Here is an 18,329-nt window from a genome sequence, read left to right on the forward strand (position 1 = left end):
ACACCGTCGCGACGGAGAGCCGACCCATGAGCAGAGGAGCGACACACACGATGTCCACCACCACGGCCACCACCACGAGAGCCGGCCGCCGCGGCGCCGTCGTTGCCGCCGTCGCGGGCGCAGGTCTTGCGGTGACTTTGGGCGCGCAGCTCGCGGGTCCCGGGGCGCAGGCGCATGCGGCTGGTTCGGTAGCCAATATTCCGGCCAACGTGTACGAGACGCTGGCGAACATGCCCGCAGTGCAATACCAAGCACTGCAGCAGACGACGAAGGCGTTCAACGACTCCGGCAACTGGTGGCTCTATATCCCGACGAATGTCGTCGGATTCGATCAGCAGGACTACGAGAAGGTGGCTGCGATCAGCCTCCTTCTCATGCCGATCCCGAAAGTGGCTGCGGCTCAATCGGATCAGTTGTGGATGACATTGGCGACGTTCGCGCCGATGACACCCAATTGCACCGGAGTGCCGGGTCCGTGCAGCGATCCCCTGTATTTTCTGCAGTACGGCCAGGTCCCGATGTGGCAGTTGCTGAGTCCTGAGGGCTACACGTTCCCGGAGATCCGCAACACCATCGATCCGGACAGCGAGTACTACACCGCGGCCGATGGTCAGCAGGTAGCCATCCAGCCGTGGTGGTCCGGTCAGACTGTCCACCTCGACTTCCTGGGGCCCGCCAAGGCGGTCTGGGAGACACTCACCGAAGATCCGTCCGGGAGGATCGAACAGGGTCCGACGGCGCAGCAGTGGGCGCAGGCATACGGTGAGTTCGGTACTGCAGTCTTCAACGGCCTGAACCCGTTTGTCGACGGAACCTATTGTCTGCCCTGCCAATTGTTCGGCACCGCCGGCGCTCCCGGATCGCTACCCAAGTTCGCGTTGTTCGGGAAGTACTACACGGCATTCAACCTCGGACAGAAGCTGACCGAACAGGACTGGAGCCTCAACCCACCATCCGACTACGACCCAACCGACCCCAACCGCGAAGACTATGTGCCCGTCACCAACATCTGGACCAAGGCCGCCTGGGATCAGATCTTCACCGACGGCGTGACATCCACCCGCGATTCACTCGCCCTGATCCCACAGTTGCCGACGATCATCCCGCAGAATCTCGCGACGTTCGGCGACCAGCTCGACGAGTTCTCGAAGTTGTTGGCTCACAACATCGTGGCCAACATCGACGGCCTCGCCACCGCGGGTGGAGCCACGTTCGGTTCCGCCGAAGAACTGGCGGAGATGATCAAGGAGTCGTTCGTCAACGCGCTGCCGTCAGCGACCACAGGCGACAACGGCCGTACGTCGAGCACGCTACGCAGCGTGGTGCCGACGACCGCGGCGAAGACAGCTGTGACCCTGACCGCCGACGAGGCTCTTCGCGGAAGCAAAGCGCTCGCATCCGACAGCAAGCCGGCCGATCAGGACATACCGACGCCGGGTCCCGGCGCGGAGCCATCTGCCGCCGCGCCGGAGCCTGGTTCGCCGTCAACCCAGTCGCCGACCACTGTCTCCCCGTCACCGACACCGTCTCCAACACCGCCGCCGAGCACCACTTCCGACGAGACGACCTCGGCACCAGCGCATTCCACACCGGAGCACTCGACACCATCAGAATCGGAACCGACAGAGTCGTCGCCGGACGCGGGGCAGACGTCCTCCGCGCCGAGCGCAGGAAAGCATCGTGCCGACGACGGTTCCGGGTACACCGGCAAGCATCGCGCGACGACGGGAACGTCATCCGATAGCGGCGCGTCGACGAGTTCGGCCGGCGGTTCTACCGGCGCGGCGGCGTAACGGCTTTCGCCATGTCCCGGTTCGGAATGTCCCCGCTTGCAGTGTCACCTCTTGCAGTGTCACCTCTTGGAACGCTGACCCTCACTGATCGCGGTCACGATCTTGTCGCTTCCCGACAAGCGTGCCAGACGGGCCGCGGTGTCCGGGGCGAACGCCCCCACAAGGGTTGCCGCGCGCAGACTGACCGGTGCCACGGTGGTCTCCGCACGGTTTCGTTCGATTGCTCGCACCGTGGCGCGAGCAACCTGCGCCGTGGTGCGAGTACCCAAGCGGGGCAACGACACTGCCGAATCGGCGATCATGCCCGCGTCCCTGACCGGACCGGGGAAGATCGACGAGACACCGACGCCGTGAGGGCGCAGATCGTCACGCAAGCCGAGCGCGAATCCCCGAACACCGAATTTGGTTCCGTTGTAGAGCGCTGTGCCTGCCGACGCCGATTTACCCGACAACGACGACATGAAGACCAGGTGTCCTCGTCGTCGTGGAATCATCTGTTCGGCAATCAATTTCGCCAGAATGACCGGGGCGCGCAAGTTGACGTCGATGGCCCTGTCGATCTCGTCGTTCGTGTAGTCGGTGATCTCTCCCGACGCCGGCACTCCTGCGTTGGCGATCAAGATATCGATGTGCCCCGCCTCGCGCACCAGTTCGGCGGGTCCGCCGGGAGTTGCCAGGTCGGCCGCAATCGCGGTGCCGCCCAATCGCTTTGCGAGCTCGGAGATCACAGCGTGCCTGCGTCCGGTGAGGATCAAGCGGCCTCCCTTTGCGGCCATCGCGTTGGCGAGCGCCTCGCCGATGCCGCCACTGGCTCCTGTGATGAGAACGTTCGCCCCGGAGATATCCATACTCACGAGAATAGAGCTTGACTATGACGAGACCACCGGAATCAGACCAAGGTCCCACGACGTCGACAACGCCGTCGGGGTACCGTGCCTCCATGAACGAAGCGCAGTACGACGTCATCATCGTCGGCGCCGGTTTCGGCGGAATCGGTAGCGCTATCGCACTCAAACGGTTGGGGTTCGAGAACATTGTCATTCTCGACCGTGAAGACGACCTGGGCGGAACCTGGCATGTCAACCGCTATCCAGGACTGGCGGTCGACGTCCCGTCGCCGACATTCTCGTTCTGGTTCGAGCCAAACCCGAACTGGTCCAAGCTCTACGCACCAGGACCGGAACTCAAGCGATACGCCGTCGATGTCGCGGACAAATACGATGTTCGACGCCACATGCGGTTCAACACAACCGTAAACGGTGCGAGGTGGGACGAGGACTCGTCGACCTGGCAGGTTGCGGTCGACGGCGGCGAAACGCTCACTACGCGTTTCCTCATCTGTGCAACAGGATTTCTGTCACAACCGGCAAAACCTGATATTCCCGGCCTCGACTCATTCGCCGGACATATCGTCTACACCTCGCGCTGGGACGACGACTACGATTTCGCGGGTAAGCGCGCAGCGATGATCGGGACCGGTTCGACTGCCGTGCAGGTGATTCCGGAACTGGCCAAGGAAGTCGGCGATTTGACGGTGTACCAACGGACGCCGATGTGGGTCATGCCCAAACTCGATCTTCCGATTCCGGCTCCTGTCCGTGGACTGTTCGCCAAGGTCCCGGCGACACAGCGCGCGGTGCGTTGGGTGACCGACGTGACCCAAGAGATGCTGATGCTCATCGCGATGTGGAAGTACCGCAGGTTTCGATCGCTCAACGAGAATGCGAAGAAGCTCGCAGCACTTTTCCGCTTTCTGCAGGTCCGCGACCGCGGGGTGCGCCAGGCATTGACGCCGACATACGACTACGGCTGTAAGCGGCCAACCGTGTCGAATCAGTATTACCGGGCGTTCGGCCAAGACAACGTGCATCTCGAGACGGCGGGAATCGACCACATCGAGCCTGACGGAATCGTGACGCGCGACGGACGTAAGACGACCATCGACGTACTACTGCTCGCAACCGGCTACGACGTCTGGGAGGGGAATCTCCCAGCCATCGAGGTGATCGGTCGAGATGGGCGGAACCTCGGAAAGTGGTGGCGCGACACAGCTTTTCAGGCTTACGAAGGTGTCTCGATGCCGTACTTCCCCAACTTCCTCAACTCGGCGGGACCGTACTCGTGGGTGGGGTTGTCGTGGTTCACCACAGTCGAGTGCCAGATGCGACACATCGCGCGACTCTTCGGCGAGCTGCAACGTCGAGACGCAACCACTTTCGAGGTCACCGAGGCAGCCAACACCAGGTTCTTCGACGACATGACCACCAGAATCGCCGATTCGGTGTTCGCGCTCGGAAACTGCGCGACGTCGAGGTCGTATTGGTTCAACAGCAAGGGCGAGACGCCGCTGTTCCGTCCCACGTCGGTGAACGAGGCGGTAACTGCCCAGGACTCGTTCCCACTCGATGACTACGTGTTCGACCGGACCTGATCCTCACTCGTGTGTGCGTCGGTATCCGGCGCCGGTGGCCTCGACCCGCAGGTGAGGTTCCCGCGGTGATCCGCATCCTCTCTCGCACCCCACCCAGTGTTCACGCTCGGTGACCGGCGGCCCCGATTCGACGCGTTCGCTCACGTCGGTGCGTACCTCGGCCAGGCCACTCGAGCAGCCGGGTGCGCCGGCACAACTGCTGACCCGTGTCCACGGCGACGCGGCGTCGAAGATCAGTCCCATCGGGGCGAGAACCCGCACCACGGTCTCGGCGACGCCCTCACCGAGGTCGCAGACGAGGATTTCGCGGTCGGGGGTGAACACCACCGGCGCTTCGACGGCTGCGATGAACTCGGCGAGTCGAGCAGGCAGGCGCCCGAGTTCGACCACCGCTCCGAGCAGCACGCGGCCGTCGTCCTGATCGAACCAACCCACCCGAGGCTCGTCGGCCGTCATGGCGTCGGGGGAGGGATCGAGCGGCGGGTCGAGTCGGCTCCGAGTCGCTGCGATCAGATCGGTACGCGCGGACGCGGGGAGATCGGCTGGGCGCCACGCACCGTCCGCCGCGTCGAGGAAATCGTGCGCGACGCTCAGCATCACCTGCGCAACGGCTGATTCCTGGGCGACCGAGCCTACGATCTCGCCGTCGACAACGATGTCGAAACCGGTCGTTTCGTCGGTGCGGACGCGCGCGATGGCACACACATCGGTGCCGCCACCCACGATGTCGGTGTGCCCGTCGTCGAGGCCGAAGAGGAACCGTCCAGATAGTGCCGTGAGGCGCTGATCCGAGCGGAGCGCGTCGTCGAGTTCGTGCGCCAGAGGGCGTAGATCAGCGTTGCCGCCGACCCTCCCGGTGAAGGGGCTGACCTCGATGTTGCGCACCTTTTCGTGACTGGTGCTCGGTACCAGGCCGGCGTCGACGAGGGCGTCGGCGACAGCGTCGACCTCTGTGATGCCGCGTATCTGCACGTTGGCGCGCCCCGTCAGATCGAGGAAGCCGTCGCCGTACTGCGAGGCCACACCGGCGAGTACAGCTAGTTGCTCCGGCGTGATCGAACCTCCGAGCAGGCGAACACGCGCCAGTGCGCCGTCGGCCGCCGGATGCGGGGTGAAGACTCCAGGGCATCGATCAGACGCTGGTCGCCCCGACGGCAACTCACCAGTGAGCTCACGGGACTGGCCGTCTGCAGAAGAAGAGTCGGGGTCACGCACGGTATCCAGCGTAGGCGTCGGCGGTACACAGCGGCCGCACGCGGGACGTGTGCGGCTGTGTCGGAACGCACTGCACTAGGCTGAGCCGCACGAGGTGCGCGGAAGCCGGTGCGATTCCGGCGCGGTCGCGCCACTGTGACGCGAGAGCCAACGGGCTGCCGCGATGCCAGACCTGCGACCTCGGACCTGTCTCGGCCCTGTCCCACCTGTCTCCGCGCGAGTCGGAGTCCGAGGAGTTGCGATGATCCTGCTGCTGTCCACGTCGGACACCGACCTCATCACCGCTGACGCGAGCGACGCGGAGTATCGCGTCGCGAATCCGTCGCGGATTCTGCTCGACGACGTTCCCGGCATGGTCGCCGACGCCGACCTCACCGTCGTACGCATCCTCGGTGGGCGTCGCGCCTGGGAGGAGGGACTCGATGCCGTCCTCGCGGTCGGGAAGCCGGTGGTCGTCCTCTCCGGAGAACAGCAACCCGATCCCGACCTGATGGCGCTATCGACGGTGCCCGCCGGTGTGGCCGCAGACGCCCACAACTATCTCGCCTTCGGCGGCGTGCCCAACATCACCAACCTCCACAACTTTCTGTCCGACACGGTGTTGCTGTCCGGGTACGGGTTCGAACCCCCCGAACAGACTCCCGGCTGGGGAGTTCTCGAGCGGCAGCCGACCAGAGCCGTTCCCGACACCGCGCCGGCGATAGGCGTCCTCTACTACCGTGCGCAGCACCTGGCGGGGAACACGCGGTACGTCGAAGCACTGTGCACAGCAATCGAGGAACAGGGCGCGCGGCCGATTCCGATCTTCTGCGCTTCATTGCGTACCGCACCCGACGACCTCATCGAGTTGCTCGCCACCGCAGACGCACTGGTGGTCACCGTCCTCGCTGCCGGTGGTGCGACGCCCGCCACGGCGTCGGCCGGCGGAGACGACGAAGCGTGGAACATCGAGCGCCTCGCCGCACTCGACATCCCCATCCTGCAGGGGCTGTGCCTCACCGGGCCACGAGCCGACTGGGAGGCCAACGACGACGGACTCTCGCCGCTCGATGTCGCCACGCAGGTGGCCGTTCCGGAGTTCGACGGCCGCATCATCACTGTGCCGTTCTCCTTCAAAGAGTTCGACGAGAACGGGCTGCCCTGGTACCAGCCAGACAGTGAGCGATGCGCTCGGGTGGCCGGAATCGCGGTGTCACACGCCCGTTTACGGCATATCTCACCTGCGGATCGTCGGATTGCACTGATGTTGTCGGCGTACCCGACCAAGCACGCACGTATCGGTAACGCCGTCGGCCTCGACACACCACGCAGCCTCGTACGCCTGCTGCACGCCCTGCGCGCCGCGGGCTACGACATCGGCCCGGAATCGGGTCCGGACGCGATTCCCGGTCTGGCCGAGAATGACTCGGACGCACTGATTCACGCGGTCATCGACCGGGGCGGCCAGGACTCCGACTGGCTGACCGAGGAGGCCTTCACTGCCAACCCGATTCGCGTCAGCGCCGCCGACTACGAGCGGTGGTTCGCGACGCTGCCGGATGAACTCCGGCACGGCGTCGAACAGCACTGGGGGCCTGCGCCAGGCGACCTCTTCGTCGATCGATCGCAGAGCTCCGACGGCGAGATCGTGGTCGCAGCACTGACATTCGGCAACGTGGCGATCATGGTGCAACCGCCGCGAGGATTCGGCGAGAATCCTGTCGCGATCTATCACGACCCCGACCTTCCGCCATCGCATCACTACCTCGCCTCCTATCGCTGGCTCGCGGGTAGGGCCGGTGCCGCACAGGACATCCCGGGCTTCGGTGCCGATGCGATCGTGCACATCGGCAAACACGGCAACCTCGAGTGGCTACCGGGCAAGACACTGGGAATGTCGGCACAGTGCGGCACCGATGCCGCACTCGGCGACGTCCCGCTGATCTATCCGTTCCTGGTCAACGATCCGGGCGAGGGCACCCAGGCCAAGCGTCGAGCACACGCGGTACTCGTCGACCACCTGATCCCCCCGATGGCGCGGGCCGAATCCTACGGCGACATCGCGCGACTCGAACAGCTCCTCGACGAGCACGCGAACATCTCGACTCTGGATCCCGCGAAACTCCCCGCGATTCGCCAACAGATCTGGACGCTGCTGACCGCCGCGAAGATGGACCACGACCTCGGCCTCACCGAACGGCCCGACGAAGAGGTCTTCGACGACATGCTGTTGCACGTCGACGGCTGGCTGTGCGAGATCAAGGATGTTCAGATCCGCGACGGTCTGCATGTCCTCGGTGAACCACCCGTAGACGACGCCGAGGTCGATCTCGTTCTCGCGATGCTGCGTGCACGCCAACTATGGGGCGGCACAGAGGCTTTGCCCGGTTTGCGCGAAGCCCTCGGACTCGACGAAGGCGCAGACTCCGTGCGTACCGACGTCGACACCGTCGAAGCCACCGCCCGCGATCTCGTGGCAAGGTGCGCCAAAGGGGAGTGGTCGGCGTCGGCAGTCGAGGACGCGGCGGCAGGCCACCCCGTCGCTGTCGGCGACGTATTGCGCTTTGCCGCAACAGAAGTGGTCCCACGGTTGCGGCAGACCGCTGGAGAGATCCCGCGAATTCTGCACGCACTCGACGGTGGCTTCATTCCCGCGGGCCCGAGCGGTTCGCCGCTACGCGGACTGATCAACGTGTTGCCGACGGGCCGCAACTTCTACTCCGTCGACCCCAAGGCAGTTCCTTCCCGGCTCGCGTGGGAGACCGGACGAGCGATGGCCGACAGCCTGCTGGAACGGTACCTGACCGATCACGGTGAATACCCTGCGTCCGTAGGACTTTCGGCGTGGGGCACCAGCGCCATGCGTACCTCGGGTGACGACGTCGCCGAGATCCTCGCACTGCTCGGCGTCATGCCGATCTGGGACGAGGCGTCGCGGCGGGTCCGCGATCTCGAACTGATCGACCTCGACGAACTCGGTCGCCCACGCATCGACGTCACCGTCAGGATCTCCGGATTCTTCCGGGACGCGTTCCCACACGTCGTGACCATGCTCGACGACGCCGTCGCACTCGCTGCGTCGGCCGACGAACCCGATGACCAGAACTTCGTCGCGGCGCACGCCCGTGCGGCGCTGGCCGAGCACGGCGACCAACGTCGGGCGACGACCAGGATCTTCGGCTCCAAACCCGGAACCTACGGTGCGGGGCTGTTGCAACTCATCGATTCTCGTGACTGGCGAAGCGACGAGGACCTCGCGCGGGTCTACACCGAATGGGGCGGCTACGCGTACGGACGCGAACTCGACGGCATCGCCGCAGTCGACGATATGCGCTCGGCGTATCGCAGGATCAAGGTGGCCGCGAAGAACACCGACACCCGCGAGCACGACATCGCCGACTCTGACGACTACTTCCAGTACCACGGTGGAATGGTGGCAACGGTCCGAGCGCTGACCGGGAAGTCCCCGGAGGCATACATCGGCGACTCGACGCGGCCCGACGCGGTCCGAACGCGCACGCTCTCCGAGGAGACCAGTCGGGTTTTCCGTGCACGGGTCGTCAATCCCCGGTGGATCTCCGCGATGCAGCGACACGGATACAAGGGCGCCTTCGAGATGGCGGCCACCGTTGACTACCTCTTCGGGTACGACGCCACGACCGGCGTCGTCGCCGACTGGATGTACGAGAAGCTCACCGAGTCCTACGTGCTCGACGAACGCAATCAGGAGTTCATGAATCAGTCGAATCCGTGGGCACTGCACGGCATCGCTGAGCGTCTCCTCGAAGCGGTCGATCGCGACATGTGGGAGGCGCCGCCCGCCGACATGCTCGACCAGTTGCGGGCGGTGTACCTGCAGGCCGAGGGCGAGATCGAGGGCCGGTCGGAATAGCCGCCGGCCGGGACCTGTGCTAGCGCCCGGATTCGTCGAGTGCGGCCTCGAGCACGTCGCCGAAGACGTCCGGGTACATCGGCAGGCTGTGGTGTGTTGCATCGGCAACGATCTCGACCTGCGTACCCGGCCACGTGGAGTGGACGTTCTCAGCGATTCGAGCGACATCGTGCACGCGACTCTGCTCGGCGAGGATCACAGTGCGGCGCTTGACCTCCGGTCGCACGGACCGCAGACGCCGAGGTATGACGAGCTTCGTCGTCGGCATCGTCGCGCCGAGTGCGGCGACATCTGACCACTGCTCGTCGAGCGGTCTACATCCGGTTTCCCATTCGAGAAACCTGCGTTCACGGTTCTCGTTGGGAGACAAGAGAATAGGCAATGCATGGGCGAGGTACTCGGGGCGCATGCCACCGAAGACCGAGTTGGGTTCAACCAGGATCAGCCCGTCCGTCGGGAACCCACCACCGGCGAATGCGAGAGCGATCATCGCCCCATACGAGTGGCCGATCAACGTCGGTTCGTCGACACCGAGCGTCGACAGCGTGACGGCAAGCCAATCCAGGAGTTCGGGGACCGACGAGATCGGCGTGCTCGAAGGTGTTGACGCACCGACCTGGCCTGGAATGTCGACTGCGTAGACACGGTGTCGCCGACTGAGTTGTCCGATCACCGAGTACCACTCCGTCAGCGTTGCCCCTGAACCCGAAAGCAGGACGAGTGGTCGACCTGAGTCAGGTCCCGAGGCGACGACGTGCGTGTTGCCGTAAGGCGACGCGAGATCGAACCGCCGGGTGCCCGGCGGCCAACGATTCACCAGCGCGTCGTAGGCCTCGGAGAATCGTCGGCCTATGGGAGAGGCAAGGAAGGTAGCGGTCTCGCTCATATTTACCTCGATAATCTAGTTACTTGCTCATCAAGCTATATCAAGCCGGCGCTAAGGTCGAGAACCGTGACTTCCCGTGAGCGCGCGGATGAGAGCGGACCGCGCTATCTGCTGATCCGCCAGTTGCGCACACTCATGACCGAGCTGGACATTCGAGGAGCGCGGTTCGCGAGAACGGTGGATCTTCATCCAACCGATCTGCGCGCGCTTATTGCGCTCCTCGACGCCGAACGCGACGCAGTGCCTGCGACCCCCGCCTGGCTGGGAAGGAAGCTCGGGGGAGTGAACTCGGCAACCATCACGTCGTTGCTCGACCGACTCGAACGAGCCGGTCTCGTCGAGCGCACCGGCGACCCCGGGGATAGACGCAAAGTTCTGCTCTCCGTTACCGAGCGCGCACGTGACACGGGTCGAGAGTTCTTCGGGACACTCATCGACGACGCGATGACAGCACTCAGCGAGTTCGACTCCCACGAACTCGACGTCATCGGACGGTTCCTCGAAGCAATGCGCAGTGCGTCCGACCGGAACACGGACGACGAACAGGGCAATACGTAGCCGGTCAGGGTTGGGCCCCGAACGCAAGCGGTTACGTGGCCCCGGCACGGGAGCAAAATAGGGTGCTCGTTCGTTGGACGGAGTGAAAGGCATATTTCCGGGGCGGCGTCGGGTGTCGAAACCCACCTGCATCGGACCAGAAAGGCACACCCATGCGCTTCCCGTACTTCCTCGTCTACCTGGTGATCGAGATCGCCGTGTTCGTGGCCATGGTCATGACACTCGGCTTCGCCTGGGCGGTTTTGATCACACTGCTGGCTTCCTTCGTCGGATTCGTCATCCTCCGTTGGCAGGGCCGCAAGGTGTTCGGTGAACTCCGCCGCGCCTCACGCAACGAAGTCGACGCACGAGCCCCGCTCGCCGACACCGCCGTGGTCGGCGCCTCGTCGATCCTGCTGATCGCGCCCGGCCTGGTGTCCACGGTTGTCGGAACCGTCGCACTCCTTCCACCGACGCGACGTGCCCTGCGTCCGGTGCTGGCTGCAGTCGGCGCGCGCACGATGATGTCGGCAATGGACCGGGCAGGCGCCTACGGCCAAGCCGGGGTCAGGCGAGGAACGGTCATCGACGGCACCGTCGTCGACGATCCGACCTACTCAACACCGAACTCCTCGACATCGGCCGAGCAGCCGCAGCTCCCGCGGGGCCACTGATACACCAGGGTCCCCACAGGGGCACACTGAACAATCGTGGCAACCGAACTGCTCCTTGGTGGGACCGTCTATTCCTCCGCTATTCCTGACGCGACTGCCCTTGCGGTCACCGACGGCGTAGTGACCTGGGTGGGTACCGACGACGTGGGGAAGGCACTGCACCCCGATGCTTCCGTGACCGAGCTGGATGGGCTTTTCGTCGCACCCGCATTCGTCGACTCACATGTGCATCTGACGTCGACCGGACTCGCGCTCACCGGGCTCACTCTCAACGATGCCGTGTCGCGCACCGATTGTCTTCGCATGATCGCGGACGCGGTATCGACCGCCGGCGAGGGCGACCTGATCTGGGGCCGCGGCTGGGACAGCTCGACATGGTCGGGCGCCGAGGCCCTCGACGGCCGGTTCCCGACAACTGCCGACCTCGACGCGATCGTCGGCAACCGCCCGGTCTATCTGGCTCGAGTCGACGAACACTCCGCCGTGGCCTCGACGGCGCTGCGCCGCCTGGTCGTCGGCTTGGAGGACGCACAGGGCTATCACCCCGACGAGCCGCTGATCGCCGAGGCGCACCACCTCGTGCGAGGAGCCGCACGATCGTTGGTGAGCCCCGCGTCGCGCACCCGCGCACAGCTGCGCGCACTCGACGCGGTCGCATCGATGGGGATCGTGGCCATCCACGAGAACGGCGGGCCGGATATCAGCGGTCTCGACGACTTTCTCGCCATCGGCGGACTCGATCATCCCGTCGAGGTCCGACGCTATTGGGGGCAGGCGGCCGAGAACGCCGACCACGCGCGCGAACTCGTTGCGATCACGGGCGCCGACGCGCTCGGCGGCGATCTCTTCATCGACGGTGCGATCGGCTCACGGACGGCATGGCTCCTCGAGCCCTACCACGACGCCCCCGACGTCACCGGTATCGACTACCTTTCGCCGGACACGGTTCTCGACCACCTACGCGCATGCACCGAGGCCGGGCTGCAAGCCGGCTTTCACGTGATCGGCGACGCGGCGACGGCGACAGTGGTTGACGCACTCGACGCACTCGCGGCGGAGTTCGGAACGCCTGCGCTCGCGTCGCGCGCTCACCGCGTCGAGCATGCGGAGATGGTCGACGCCGCCCAGGCTCAGACCTTGGCGGCGTGTGGTGTCGTCGCGAGTATGCAACCGCAGTTCGACGCAGGGTGGGGCGCACCGGGCGGCCTCTACGCGCAGCGCCTCGGCGACGAACGTGCCTCCCGGATGAACGATTTCGCCACGCTCGCCAAAGCTGGCGTCGCACTGGCATTTTCGTCGGATTCACCCGTCACCGCGATGGATCCGTGGGCGACGATACGTGCGGCCGTCCACCACCATCAGCAACGGAACGCGATCTCGGCTCGCGGTGCGTTCGCAGCCTCGACGCGAGGAGGCTGGCGCGCGGGAGGAACGAATGACGGACTCACCGGCACACTGGCGGTCGGCGCACCGGCGAGCTACGCGGTCTGGGAGGTCGACGAACTCGTCGTTGCCGGATCGCACGAGAGCGTTCAGCGCTGGTCGCTGGACCCTCGGTCCCGTGTGCCCGCACTTCCCGACGTCTCGCCGGGCAGCCCGCTGCCACGGTGTGTGCGGACTGTGCACCGAGGTCGTGACATCTACCGCGCCGAGGGTCACTGACCAGTGAGCGACCCAGTAGCCGACAACCCAGTAGACAACACGGCGGTAGACGACACCGCGACGCGCCTCCACGACTCGGCGACTCCCATGGATTCATCCGACACCCGGGCAGACGCGCCCGAGCACTCGAATCGACGATGGTCGAGGCTGGCCGGTGGCGGCTGGACCCCATTTCTCGTGCGTGCGGCCCTGGCCGTCGTGGCGGGCGTGGCAATGTGGTCGGCGTTCCCGCCGCGCAACTGGTGGTTCATGGCCGTCGTCTCGATGGGCTTGCTGTTCCTCGCGCTCTCCGGGCCCATCCGCGCCCGCGTCGGTGCACTCGTCGGATTCATCTATGGGCTGGCGTTCTACATCCCGCTGCTGCCGTGGATCGGGGTGTACGTCGGCCCTCTTCCGTGGATCGCCTTGTCCGTCGTGCTTGCGGTGTTCTCGGCACTCTTCGGTGTGTGCGCTGTGTGGACCATGAGACTCCCGTGCCCGCCGTTGTGGTTTGCGCTGTCGTGGGTCAGCGTCGAAGCTCTGCGTTCGTCTGTTCCGTTTGGCGGATTTCCTTGGGGGAGAGCCGCGTTCAGTCAGGTCGACGGTCCGCTGCTCCCGCTCGCGTCGATCCTCGGGGCGCCGGGAGTGTCGGCCGCCGTCGCATTGCTCGGCGCGTCGATCGCCTGGCTTGTCGTTGTTCTCGTCACCCGAGTCGTCAACGGCAGCGGATCGGTGGCGCGCGCCGCGGCGTTGGCGGTGGTGCTGGCCCTTGTCGGGCCGATCGCCGCGATTGCCCTGACACCCGACACCCTCGACCGCAACGTCGCGTCGTCGTCGGTTCAGGTGGCGGCGGTGCAGGGGAACGTGCCCCGACTCGGCCTCGACTTCAACGCTCAGCGCAGAGCTGTCCTCGACAATCACGTTCGGGAGACCATGCGGCTTGCCGACGCGGTGCGCGCCGGAACCGCCGAACAACCCGATTTCGTTGCGTGGCCCGAGAATGCGTCTGACATCTCGCCACTCACCAACGCCGACGCGGCACAGGAGATCACCGACGCATCCATATCCGTTGGTGCGCCGATTCTCGTCGGGACTCTCGTCATGAACTCCGACGGTCGGCCCACGAACTCCGTTCTGGTGTGGGACGGCGCAAAAGGTCCCGTCGCGCGCTACGACAAGCACATCGTTCAGCCGTTCGGTGAGTATCTGCCCTGGCGATCGTTCTTCAGCATGTTCTCGTCGTACGCGTCCATGGCGGGCAACTTCCGTCCGGGCACCGGCCCGTCGGCGATCACCGTCCCCGGACGCTCCGGGAACGTAGAGGTCGGTGTCTCCACCTGCTGGGAGATCGCATTCGACAGGTCGGCTCGGGCCGCCGTCGACGACGGCGCGCGCATTCTCTACGTCCCGACCAACAACGCCACCTTCGGCAGGACGGACATGACCTACCAGCAACTCGCGATGTCGCAGTTCCGAGCCGTCGAACACGGCAGGGCGGTCGTCGTCGCAGCGACCAGCGGCGTGAGCGCGATCATCGAACCCGACGGATCCATCTCTCACGAGTCGGGCGTGTTCACCCCGGCGGTGCTCTCAGATCGCTTACCGTTGCACTCGGCCAAGACCGTCGCGACCGTTCTCGGGGCGTGGCCACAGTGGATCATCGTCGTGGTGACGGTGGGTGGGCTTTTGGTCGTGCTGTCGCGTCGTTATAGGTTCACTCTCGGGCCTCGCAAGGTCGGCGTCGGTGGCACACCGGCAGCACAGGGTGATGTAAGGGAGTCGGAGGAGCGTGGTGACAACGGGTAGCGAAGGTGCGACCAGCCAAGACGAGGGCGGAATCGTCGCATCCGACGGCTCACGCGCACTGGTCGTGATCCCCACGTACAACGAGCGCGAGAACCTTCCCCGAATCGTGTCGAGGGTCCAGGCAGCCATGCCTGGCGTCCACGTGCTGGTCGTCGATGATTCCAGTCCCGACGGCACCGGCGATGTCGCAGACGAACTCGCCTCCGGCGACGACAGCGGCCGTATCCATGTGATGCACCGCGTGGAGAAGGACGGCCTCGGCAAGGCTTATCTCGCAGGTTTCGCATGGGGCCTGCACCGCGATTACGCGGTCATCGTCGAGATGGATGCCGACGGCAGCCACGCACCCGAGCAGCTGTATCGCTTGTTCGACGCGGTGAACGAGGGCGCCGACCTCGCGATCGGGTCGCGCTACGTTCCCGGCGGCAAACTCGTGAACTGGCCCAAGTATCGCGAAGTCCTCTCACGAGGTGCCAACACGTATGCGCGCCTGGCGCTCGGCGCCAACGTGCACGACATCACCGCCGGCTATCGCGCGTACCGCCGCAAAGTGCTCGAGACCATCGACCTCGATACGGTCGAGTCGGCGGGCTACTGCTTCCAGATCGACCTGGCGTGGCGCACGATCCAGGCCGGATACGACGTTCGTGAGGTTCCGATCACCTTCACCGAGCGCGAAGTCGGTTCGTCGAAGATGAGCGGTGGTGTGATGGCCGAGGCATTCACCAGCGTCGCGCGCTGGGGCATCGAGAACCGCCTGCAGAAGATCGGGCTGCGCAAGCGAGCCTGATGGCCCCAACGGTGCGCCGCGACAACTGAAGCACGAAACACATCAGCCGGGTGGAGTCATGTGACTCCACCCGGCTGATGTCTGGTTCAGGACGCGAACGTCAGTTGGTGACTCCGCGACGACGCTGCTTGAGAAGGTCGAGCCGCTCATTGAGCAGCACTTCGAGCTCCTCTTCGCTGCGGCGCTCGAGCAGCATGTCCCAGTGCGTGCGCGGGGGCTTGACCTTCTTCTCCTCGGGCTCTGCACCCTCGAGGATCGTGCCCTCCATGCCGTTCTTGCACGGCCACTTCGACGGAACCTCGGCGTCGTCGGCGAAGGGGACGTCGAAGATCTCTCCGTTGTCGGTCCGGTACTGGACGATTCGTCGCGGAGCAAGATCGTGATCACGATCGGTCTCATAGCTCACCGCGCCGAGGCGGCTGCCCCGAAGTACTCGATCTGCCATTTGGCGGTGTCCTCTCGTTTCTCGAGCGTTGTCGAACGCTCAACACTCCTATTCTACGCGCCGACGGCGCCACATCCGCACCACCGGTGACTCCCGGCCGCGTGCCGCCACCTGAACCTCGACGACCAGACTTGGGTACGGTCATGAGCGTGGAGCACACGACGAGCGGTACCACCCGATCACGGCGTCGCCCGTACGCCTGTGCCTGGTGCGGCCAGTCGATGGTCGACTCGGAGCATGGACGTCGGCGCAAGTACTGCAAGCGGTCGTGCCGTCAACGCGCCTACGAACAAAGAGCGCTCACCGAGGGCACTTCTATTCCCTCCGACGCCGTGATTCTGACTCAGGCCGAGGTGAGCGACTTCGGTGATCGACTCTTCGCGCTGCGCTGCGCTGCGGAGGACCTCGCGACGGCGGTGGACGAGAACGCTGACACGAGTACCGTCGCCGAGTTGGCGGAAGAAGTCGTGACCCTGGCCAAGGACGCCGAGCGACTGCGTTGATAGGTCGCATCTTCGGGCTGTCGATAGTCGTCACGGTCCTCGCGCTCGTCGTCGCGTTCGTCTACGGCGGGTGGGAGGCGGTGGCGCTCGCCGCGATACTCGGTGTTCTCGAGATCTCCCTGTCCTTCGACAACGCAGTTATCAACGCGACCGTGTTGGAACGGATGAGTGCGTTCTGGCAGCGCATGTTTCTCACCGTCGGCATGATCATCGCCGTATTCGGGATGCGCCTGCTCTTCCCACTCTTGATCGTCTGGGTGACGGCGGGCCTCAACCCTGTCGAGGCGTTCCGACTCGCGATGAACCCACCACCCGATGGCGCCGAGCAGTTCGCCGACGGAAGTCCGAGTTACGAAACGATCCTCACCGACGCACATCCACAGATCGCCGCGTTCGGCGGAATGTTCCTGTTCATGCTCTTCCTCAACTTCATCCTGAGCAATCGCGATCTGACGTGGTTGACGTGGCTTGAGCGTCCGCTGTCGAAGATCGGTCGACTCAGCGCGCTCCCGGTCGTCCTCGCCAGTGTGACCCTTGTGCTGGTCGCCGAGTTCCTCGCGCCCGCCGAGATCCGCTCCACCGTCCTCATCGCCGGAATCCTCGGCATGGTCACGTATCTGATGGTCGACGGGTTGAGCGCACTCTTCCAATCCGATCCCGACCTGCGCGACAGTGGTCCGTCCGGCGCGGCGAAGGCGACGGGCAAGGCGGGATTCTTCCTCTTTCTCTACCTCGAGGTCCTCGACGCATCGTTTTCGTTCGACGGTGTCATCGGAGCGTTCGCGATCACCGCGGATCCGATCATCATTGCCTTGGGACTCGGATTCATCGGCGCGCTATTCGTGCGGTCGATCACGATCTACCTGGTCCGTACCGGAACGCTGGCCTCGTATCGCTATCTCGAGCACGGCGCCCACTGGGCTATCGGCGCTTTGGCCGTCATCCTGCTGCTGAGCATCGAGTTCCACATCAACGACGTCGTGACCGGACTCATCGGCGTCGTGTTCATCGGTGCCGCATTGTTCAGCAGCGTCGTCGCGAACCGCCGCGACCAACGCCGTGCAATTGCCGCACGTCGCTGATCACTTTTTCTTCTTGCCGCCTTGTGAGACGTCGTCGCCCTTTGCCGCGCGCAGCTTCTTTCCTCGGCGTTGGTACATCACGACGAAAATGGTGAGCAGGATGGCCACGACCACGGCGATGACGACACCCCACGCGCTGGCCGCGCGGAATCCCGGCGCCCGGACATTGAGGATCTGTTTGCCCACTTCCGCCGCGTTGTTGTTGCCGAGATGGATGCTCAGCGTCAGCAGATTGGGGATCGCGACCACGACGCCGATCACCACGCACAGGATCGAGAGGAGGTTCTTCATCCGGCCCCGCAACGAGACCGCAAGCACGAGCATCGATATCGGGATGAACGTGCAGACGAACCCGATCGACAGCCCGCTGCCGATTCCGCGCCCCATCGATCCGTCGACGTTGCTGCCGATCTGCTCAGCCCACCAGCGCGGCAGGAACGCCGCGAGTATGAAGTAGATGACCACCGCGATGGCTATGGCGATCGCGACGAAGAGGAACTTGCGCGCCCCCTTGGCGAGACGGTCGGAGAATGTCGGCTGAGTCTGCGCCGACGTCGAACTGACGGTCACGTCTGTGTCGCGCCCCGGTTCGGGCGTCGACGAGACAGAAGCTTTGTTTGCCGAGTGCTCAGCCATGGTTCTCAGCATAGGGCGA

At 64.9% G+C, this 18,329-nt stretch carries 15 protein-coding genes; 10 read left to right on the forward strand and 5 right to left on the reverse strand.

What is annotated here, in order from left to right:
• Positions 1-50 precede the first annotated feature (50 nt).
• Positions 51-1,793: a hypothetical protein gene (locus tag ACRVY7_RS12985; RefSeq protein WP_431817325.1), complete on the forward strand. Its 1,743-nt coding sequence runs from the start codon at positions 51-53 to the stop codon at positions 1,791-1,793.
• A 59-nt stretch (positions 1,794-1,852) separates the two neighbouring features.
• Here ACRVY7_RS12985 and ACRVY7_RS12990 read toward each other — a convergent pair whose 3' ends face one another.
• Complete coding sequence (locus tag ACRVY7_RS12990; RefSeq protein ID WP_431817326.1) at positions 1,853-2,641, reverse strand: SDR family NAD(P)-dependent oxidoreductase; 789 nt, start codon at positions 2,639-2,641, stop codon at positions 1,853-1,855.
• Between the two features lie 92 nt (positions 2,642-2,733).
• Between ACRVY7_RS12990 and ACRVY7_RS12995 the strand changes: the two genes are divergently transcribed.
• Positions 2,734-4,224, forward strand: coding sequence for a flavin-containing monooxygenase (locus ACRVY7_RS12995; protein ID WP_064869295.1), 1,491 nt, complete (start codon positions 2,734-2,736; stop codon positions 4,222-4,224).
• Between the two features lie 3 nt (positions 4,225-4,227).
• On the opposite strand, the gene cobG is transcribed toward ACRVY7_RS12995, so the two are convergent.
• On the reverse strand, positions 4,228-5,439 hold the full coding sequence (gene cobG, locus ACRVY7_RS13000; protein WP_431817327.1) for a precorrin-3B synthase: 1,212 nt from the start codon (positions 5,437-5,439) through the stop codon (positions 4,228-4,230).
• Positions 5,440-5,680: 241 nt separating this feature from the next.
• Between cobG and cobN the strand changes: the two genes are divergently transcribed.
• Complete coding sequence (cobN, locus tag ACRVY7_RS13005) at positions 5,681-9,310, forward strand: cobaltochelatase subunit CobN (RefSeq protein ID WP_431817328.1); 3,630 nt, start codon at positions 5,681-5,683, stop codon at positions 9,308-9,310.
• Between the two features lie 19 nt (positions 9,311-9,329).
• On the opposite strand, the gene ACRVY7_RS13010 is transcribed toward cobN, so the two are convergent.
• Positions 9,330-10,196 (reverse strand): alpha/beta fold hydrolase, encoded by an 867-nt coding sequence (locus ACRVY7_RS13010; RefSeq protein ID WP_431817329.1) that lies wholly within the window; start codon positions 10,194-10,196, stop codon positions 9,330-9,332.
• A 66-nt stretch (positions 10,197-10,262) separates the two neighbouring features.
• Here ACRVY7_RS13010 and ACRVY7_RS13015 point away from each other — a divergent pair, with 66 nt between their 5' ends.
• The 5 genes from ACRVY7_RS13015 to ACRVY7_RS13035 all read left to right on the forward strand — a co-directional run bounded on the left by ACRVY7_RS13015 (position 10,263) and on the right by ACRVY7_RS13035 (position 15,644).
• The gene (locus ACRVY7_RS13015) at positions 10,263-10,754 is read left to right on the forward strand and encodes a MarR family winged helix-turn-helix transcriptional regulator (protein WP_431817330.1); all 492 of its coding nucleotides are present in this window, start codon (positions 10,263-10,265) and stop codon (positions 10,752-10,754) included.
• A gap of 152 nt (positions 10,755-10,906) precedes the next feature.
• Complete coding sequence (locus ACRVY7_RS13020) at positions 10,907-11,407, forward strand: FxsA family protein (protein ID WP_005202976.1); 501 nt, start codon at positions 10,907-10,909, stop codon at positions 11,405-11,407.
• Positions 11,408-11,443: 36 nt separating this feature from the next.
• The gene (locus tag ACRVY7_RS13025) at positions 11,444-13,069 is read left to right on the forward strand and encodes an amidohydrolase (RefSeq protein WP_431817331.1); all 1,626 of its coding nucleotides are present in this window, start codon (positions 11,444-11,446) and stop codon (positions 13,067-13,069) included.
• An 87-nt stretch (positions 13,070-13,156) separates the two neighbouring features.
• On the forward strand, positions 13,157-14,854 hold the full coding sequence (gene lnt / locus ACRVY7_RS13030) for an apolipoprotein N-acyltransferase (RefSeq protein ID WP_431817520.1): 1,698 nt from the start codon (positions 13,157-13,159) through the stop codon (positions 14,852-14,854).
• Positions 14,838-15,644: a polyprenol monophosphomannose synthase gene (locus tag ACRVY7_RS13035; RefSeq protein WP_431817332.1), complete on the forward strand. Its 807-nt coding sequence runs from the start codon at positions 14,838-14,840 to the stop codon at positions 15,642-15,644. The genes lnt and ACRVY7_RS13035 overlap by 17 nt, the downstream gene beginning before the upstream one ends.
• A gap of 100 nt (positions 15,645-15,744) precedes the next feature.
• Here ACRVY7_RS13035 and ACRVY7_RS13040 read toward each other — a convergent pair whose 3' ends face one another.
• A complete protein-coding gene (locus tag ACRVY7_RS13040) occupies positions 15,745-16,089 on the reverse strand; it encodes an RNA polymerase-binding protein RbpA (protein ID WP_005173696.1) in 345 nt (114 codons plus the stop codon).
• Positions 16,090-16,232: 143 nt separating this feature from the next.
• Here ACRVY7_RS13040 and ACRVY7_RS13045 point away from each other — a divergent pair, with 143 nt between their 5' ends.
• Both ACRVY7_RS13045 and ACRVY7_RS13050 read left to right on the forward strand, forming a co-directional pair.
• Positions 16,233-16,592, forward strand: a complete 360-nt coding sequence (locus tag ACRVY7_RS13045; protein ID WP_197494493.1) for a hypothetical protein — start codon at positions 16,233-16,235, stop codon at positions 16,590-16,592.
• Positions 16,589-17,674, forward strand: coding sequence for a DUF475 domain-containing protein (locus tag ACRVY7_RS13050; RefSeq protein ID WP_431817333.1), 1,086 nt, complete (start codon positions 16,589-16,591; stop codon positions 17,672-17,674). The genes ACRVY7_RS13045 and ACRVY7_RS13050 overlap by 4 nt, the downstream gene beginning before the upstream one ends.
• On the opposite strand, the gene ACRVY7_RS13055 is transcribed toward ACRVY7_RS13050, so the two are convergent.
• Positions 17,675-18,310: a hypothetical protein gene (locus ACRVY7_RS13055; RefSeq protein ID WP_431817334.1), complete on the reverse strand. Its 636-nt coding sequence runs from the start codon at positions 18,308-18,310 to the stop codon at positions 17,675-17,677.
• Between the last annotated feature and the right edge of the window lie 19 nt (positions 18,311-18,329).

Origin of the sequence: Gordonia jacobaea (assembly GCF_965344965.1) — a bacterium.
Classification (GTDB): Bacteria; Actinomycetota; Actinomycetes; order Mycobacteriales; family Mycobacteriaceae; genus Gordonia; species Gordonia jacobaea.

Excerpts from the sequence above, each read along its gene's own strand:
- ACRVY7_RS12985 (WP_431817325.1), top strand. The coding sequence starts at position 51 with ATGTCCACCACCACGGCCACCACCACGAGAGCCGGCCGCCGCGGCGCC.
- ACRVY7_RS13045 (WP_197494493.1), top strand. The coding sequence starts at position 16,233 with ATGAGCGTGGAGCACACGACGAGCGGTACCACCCGATCACGGCGTCGC.
- ACRVY7_RS13040 (WP_005173696.1), bottom strand. The coding sequence starts at position 16,089 with ATGGCAGATCGAGTACTTCGGGGCAGCCGCCTCGGCGCGGTGAGCTAT.
- ACRVY7_RS13010 (WP_431817329.1), bottom strand. The coding sequence starts at position 10,196 with ATGAGCGAGACCGCTACCTTCCTTGCCTCTCCCATAGGCCGACGATTC.
- ACRVY7_RS13020 (WP_005202976.1), top strand. The coding sequence starts at position 10,907 with ATGCGCTTCCCGTACTTCCTCGTCTACCTGGTGATCGAGATCGCCGTG.
- ACRVY7_RS12995 (WP_064869295.1), top strand. The coding sequence starts at position 2,734 with ATGAACGAAGCGCAGTACGACGTCATCATCGTCGGCGCCGGTTTCGGC.
- cobN (WP_431817328.1), top strand. The coding sequence starts at position 5,681 with ATGATCCTGCTGCTGTCCACGTCGGACACCGACCTCATCACCGCTGAC.
- ACRVY7_RS13055 (WP_431817334.1), bottom strand. The coding sequence starts at position 18,310 with ATGGCTGAGCACTCGGCAAACAAAGCTTCTGTCTCGTCGACGCCCGAA.
- lnt (WP_431817520.1), top strand. The coding sequence starts at position 13,157 with ATGGATTCATCCGACACCCGGGCAGACGCGCCCGAGCACTCGAATCGA.
- ACRVY7_RS12990 (WP_431817326.1), bottom strand. The coding sequence starts at position 2,641 with ATGGATATCTCCGGGGCGAACGTTCTCATCACAGGAGCCAGTGGCGGC.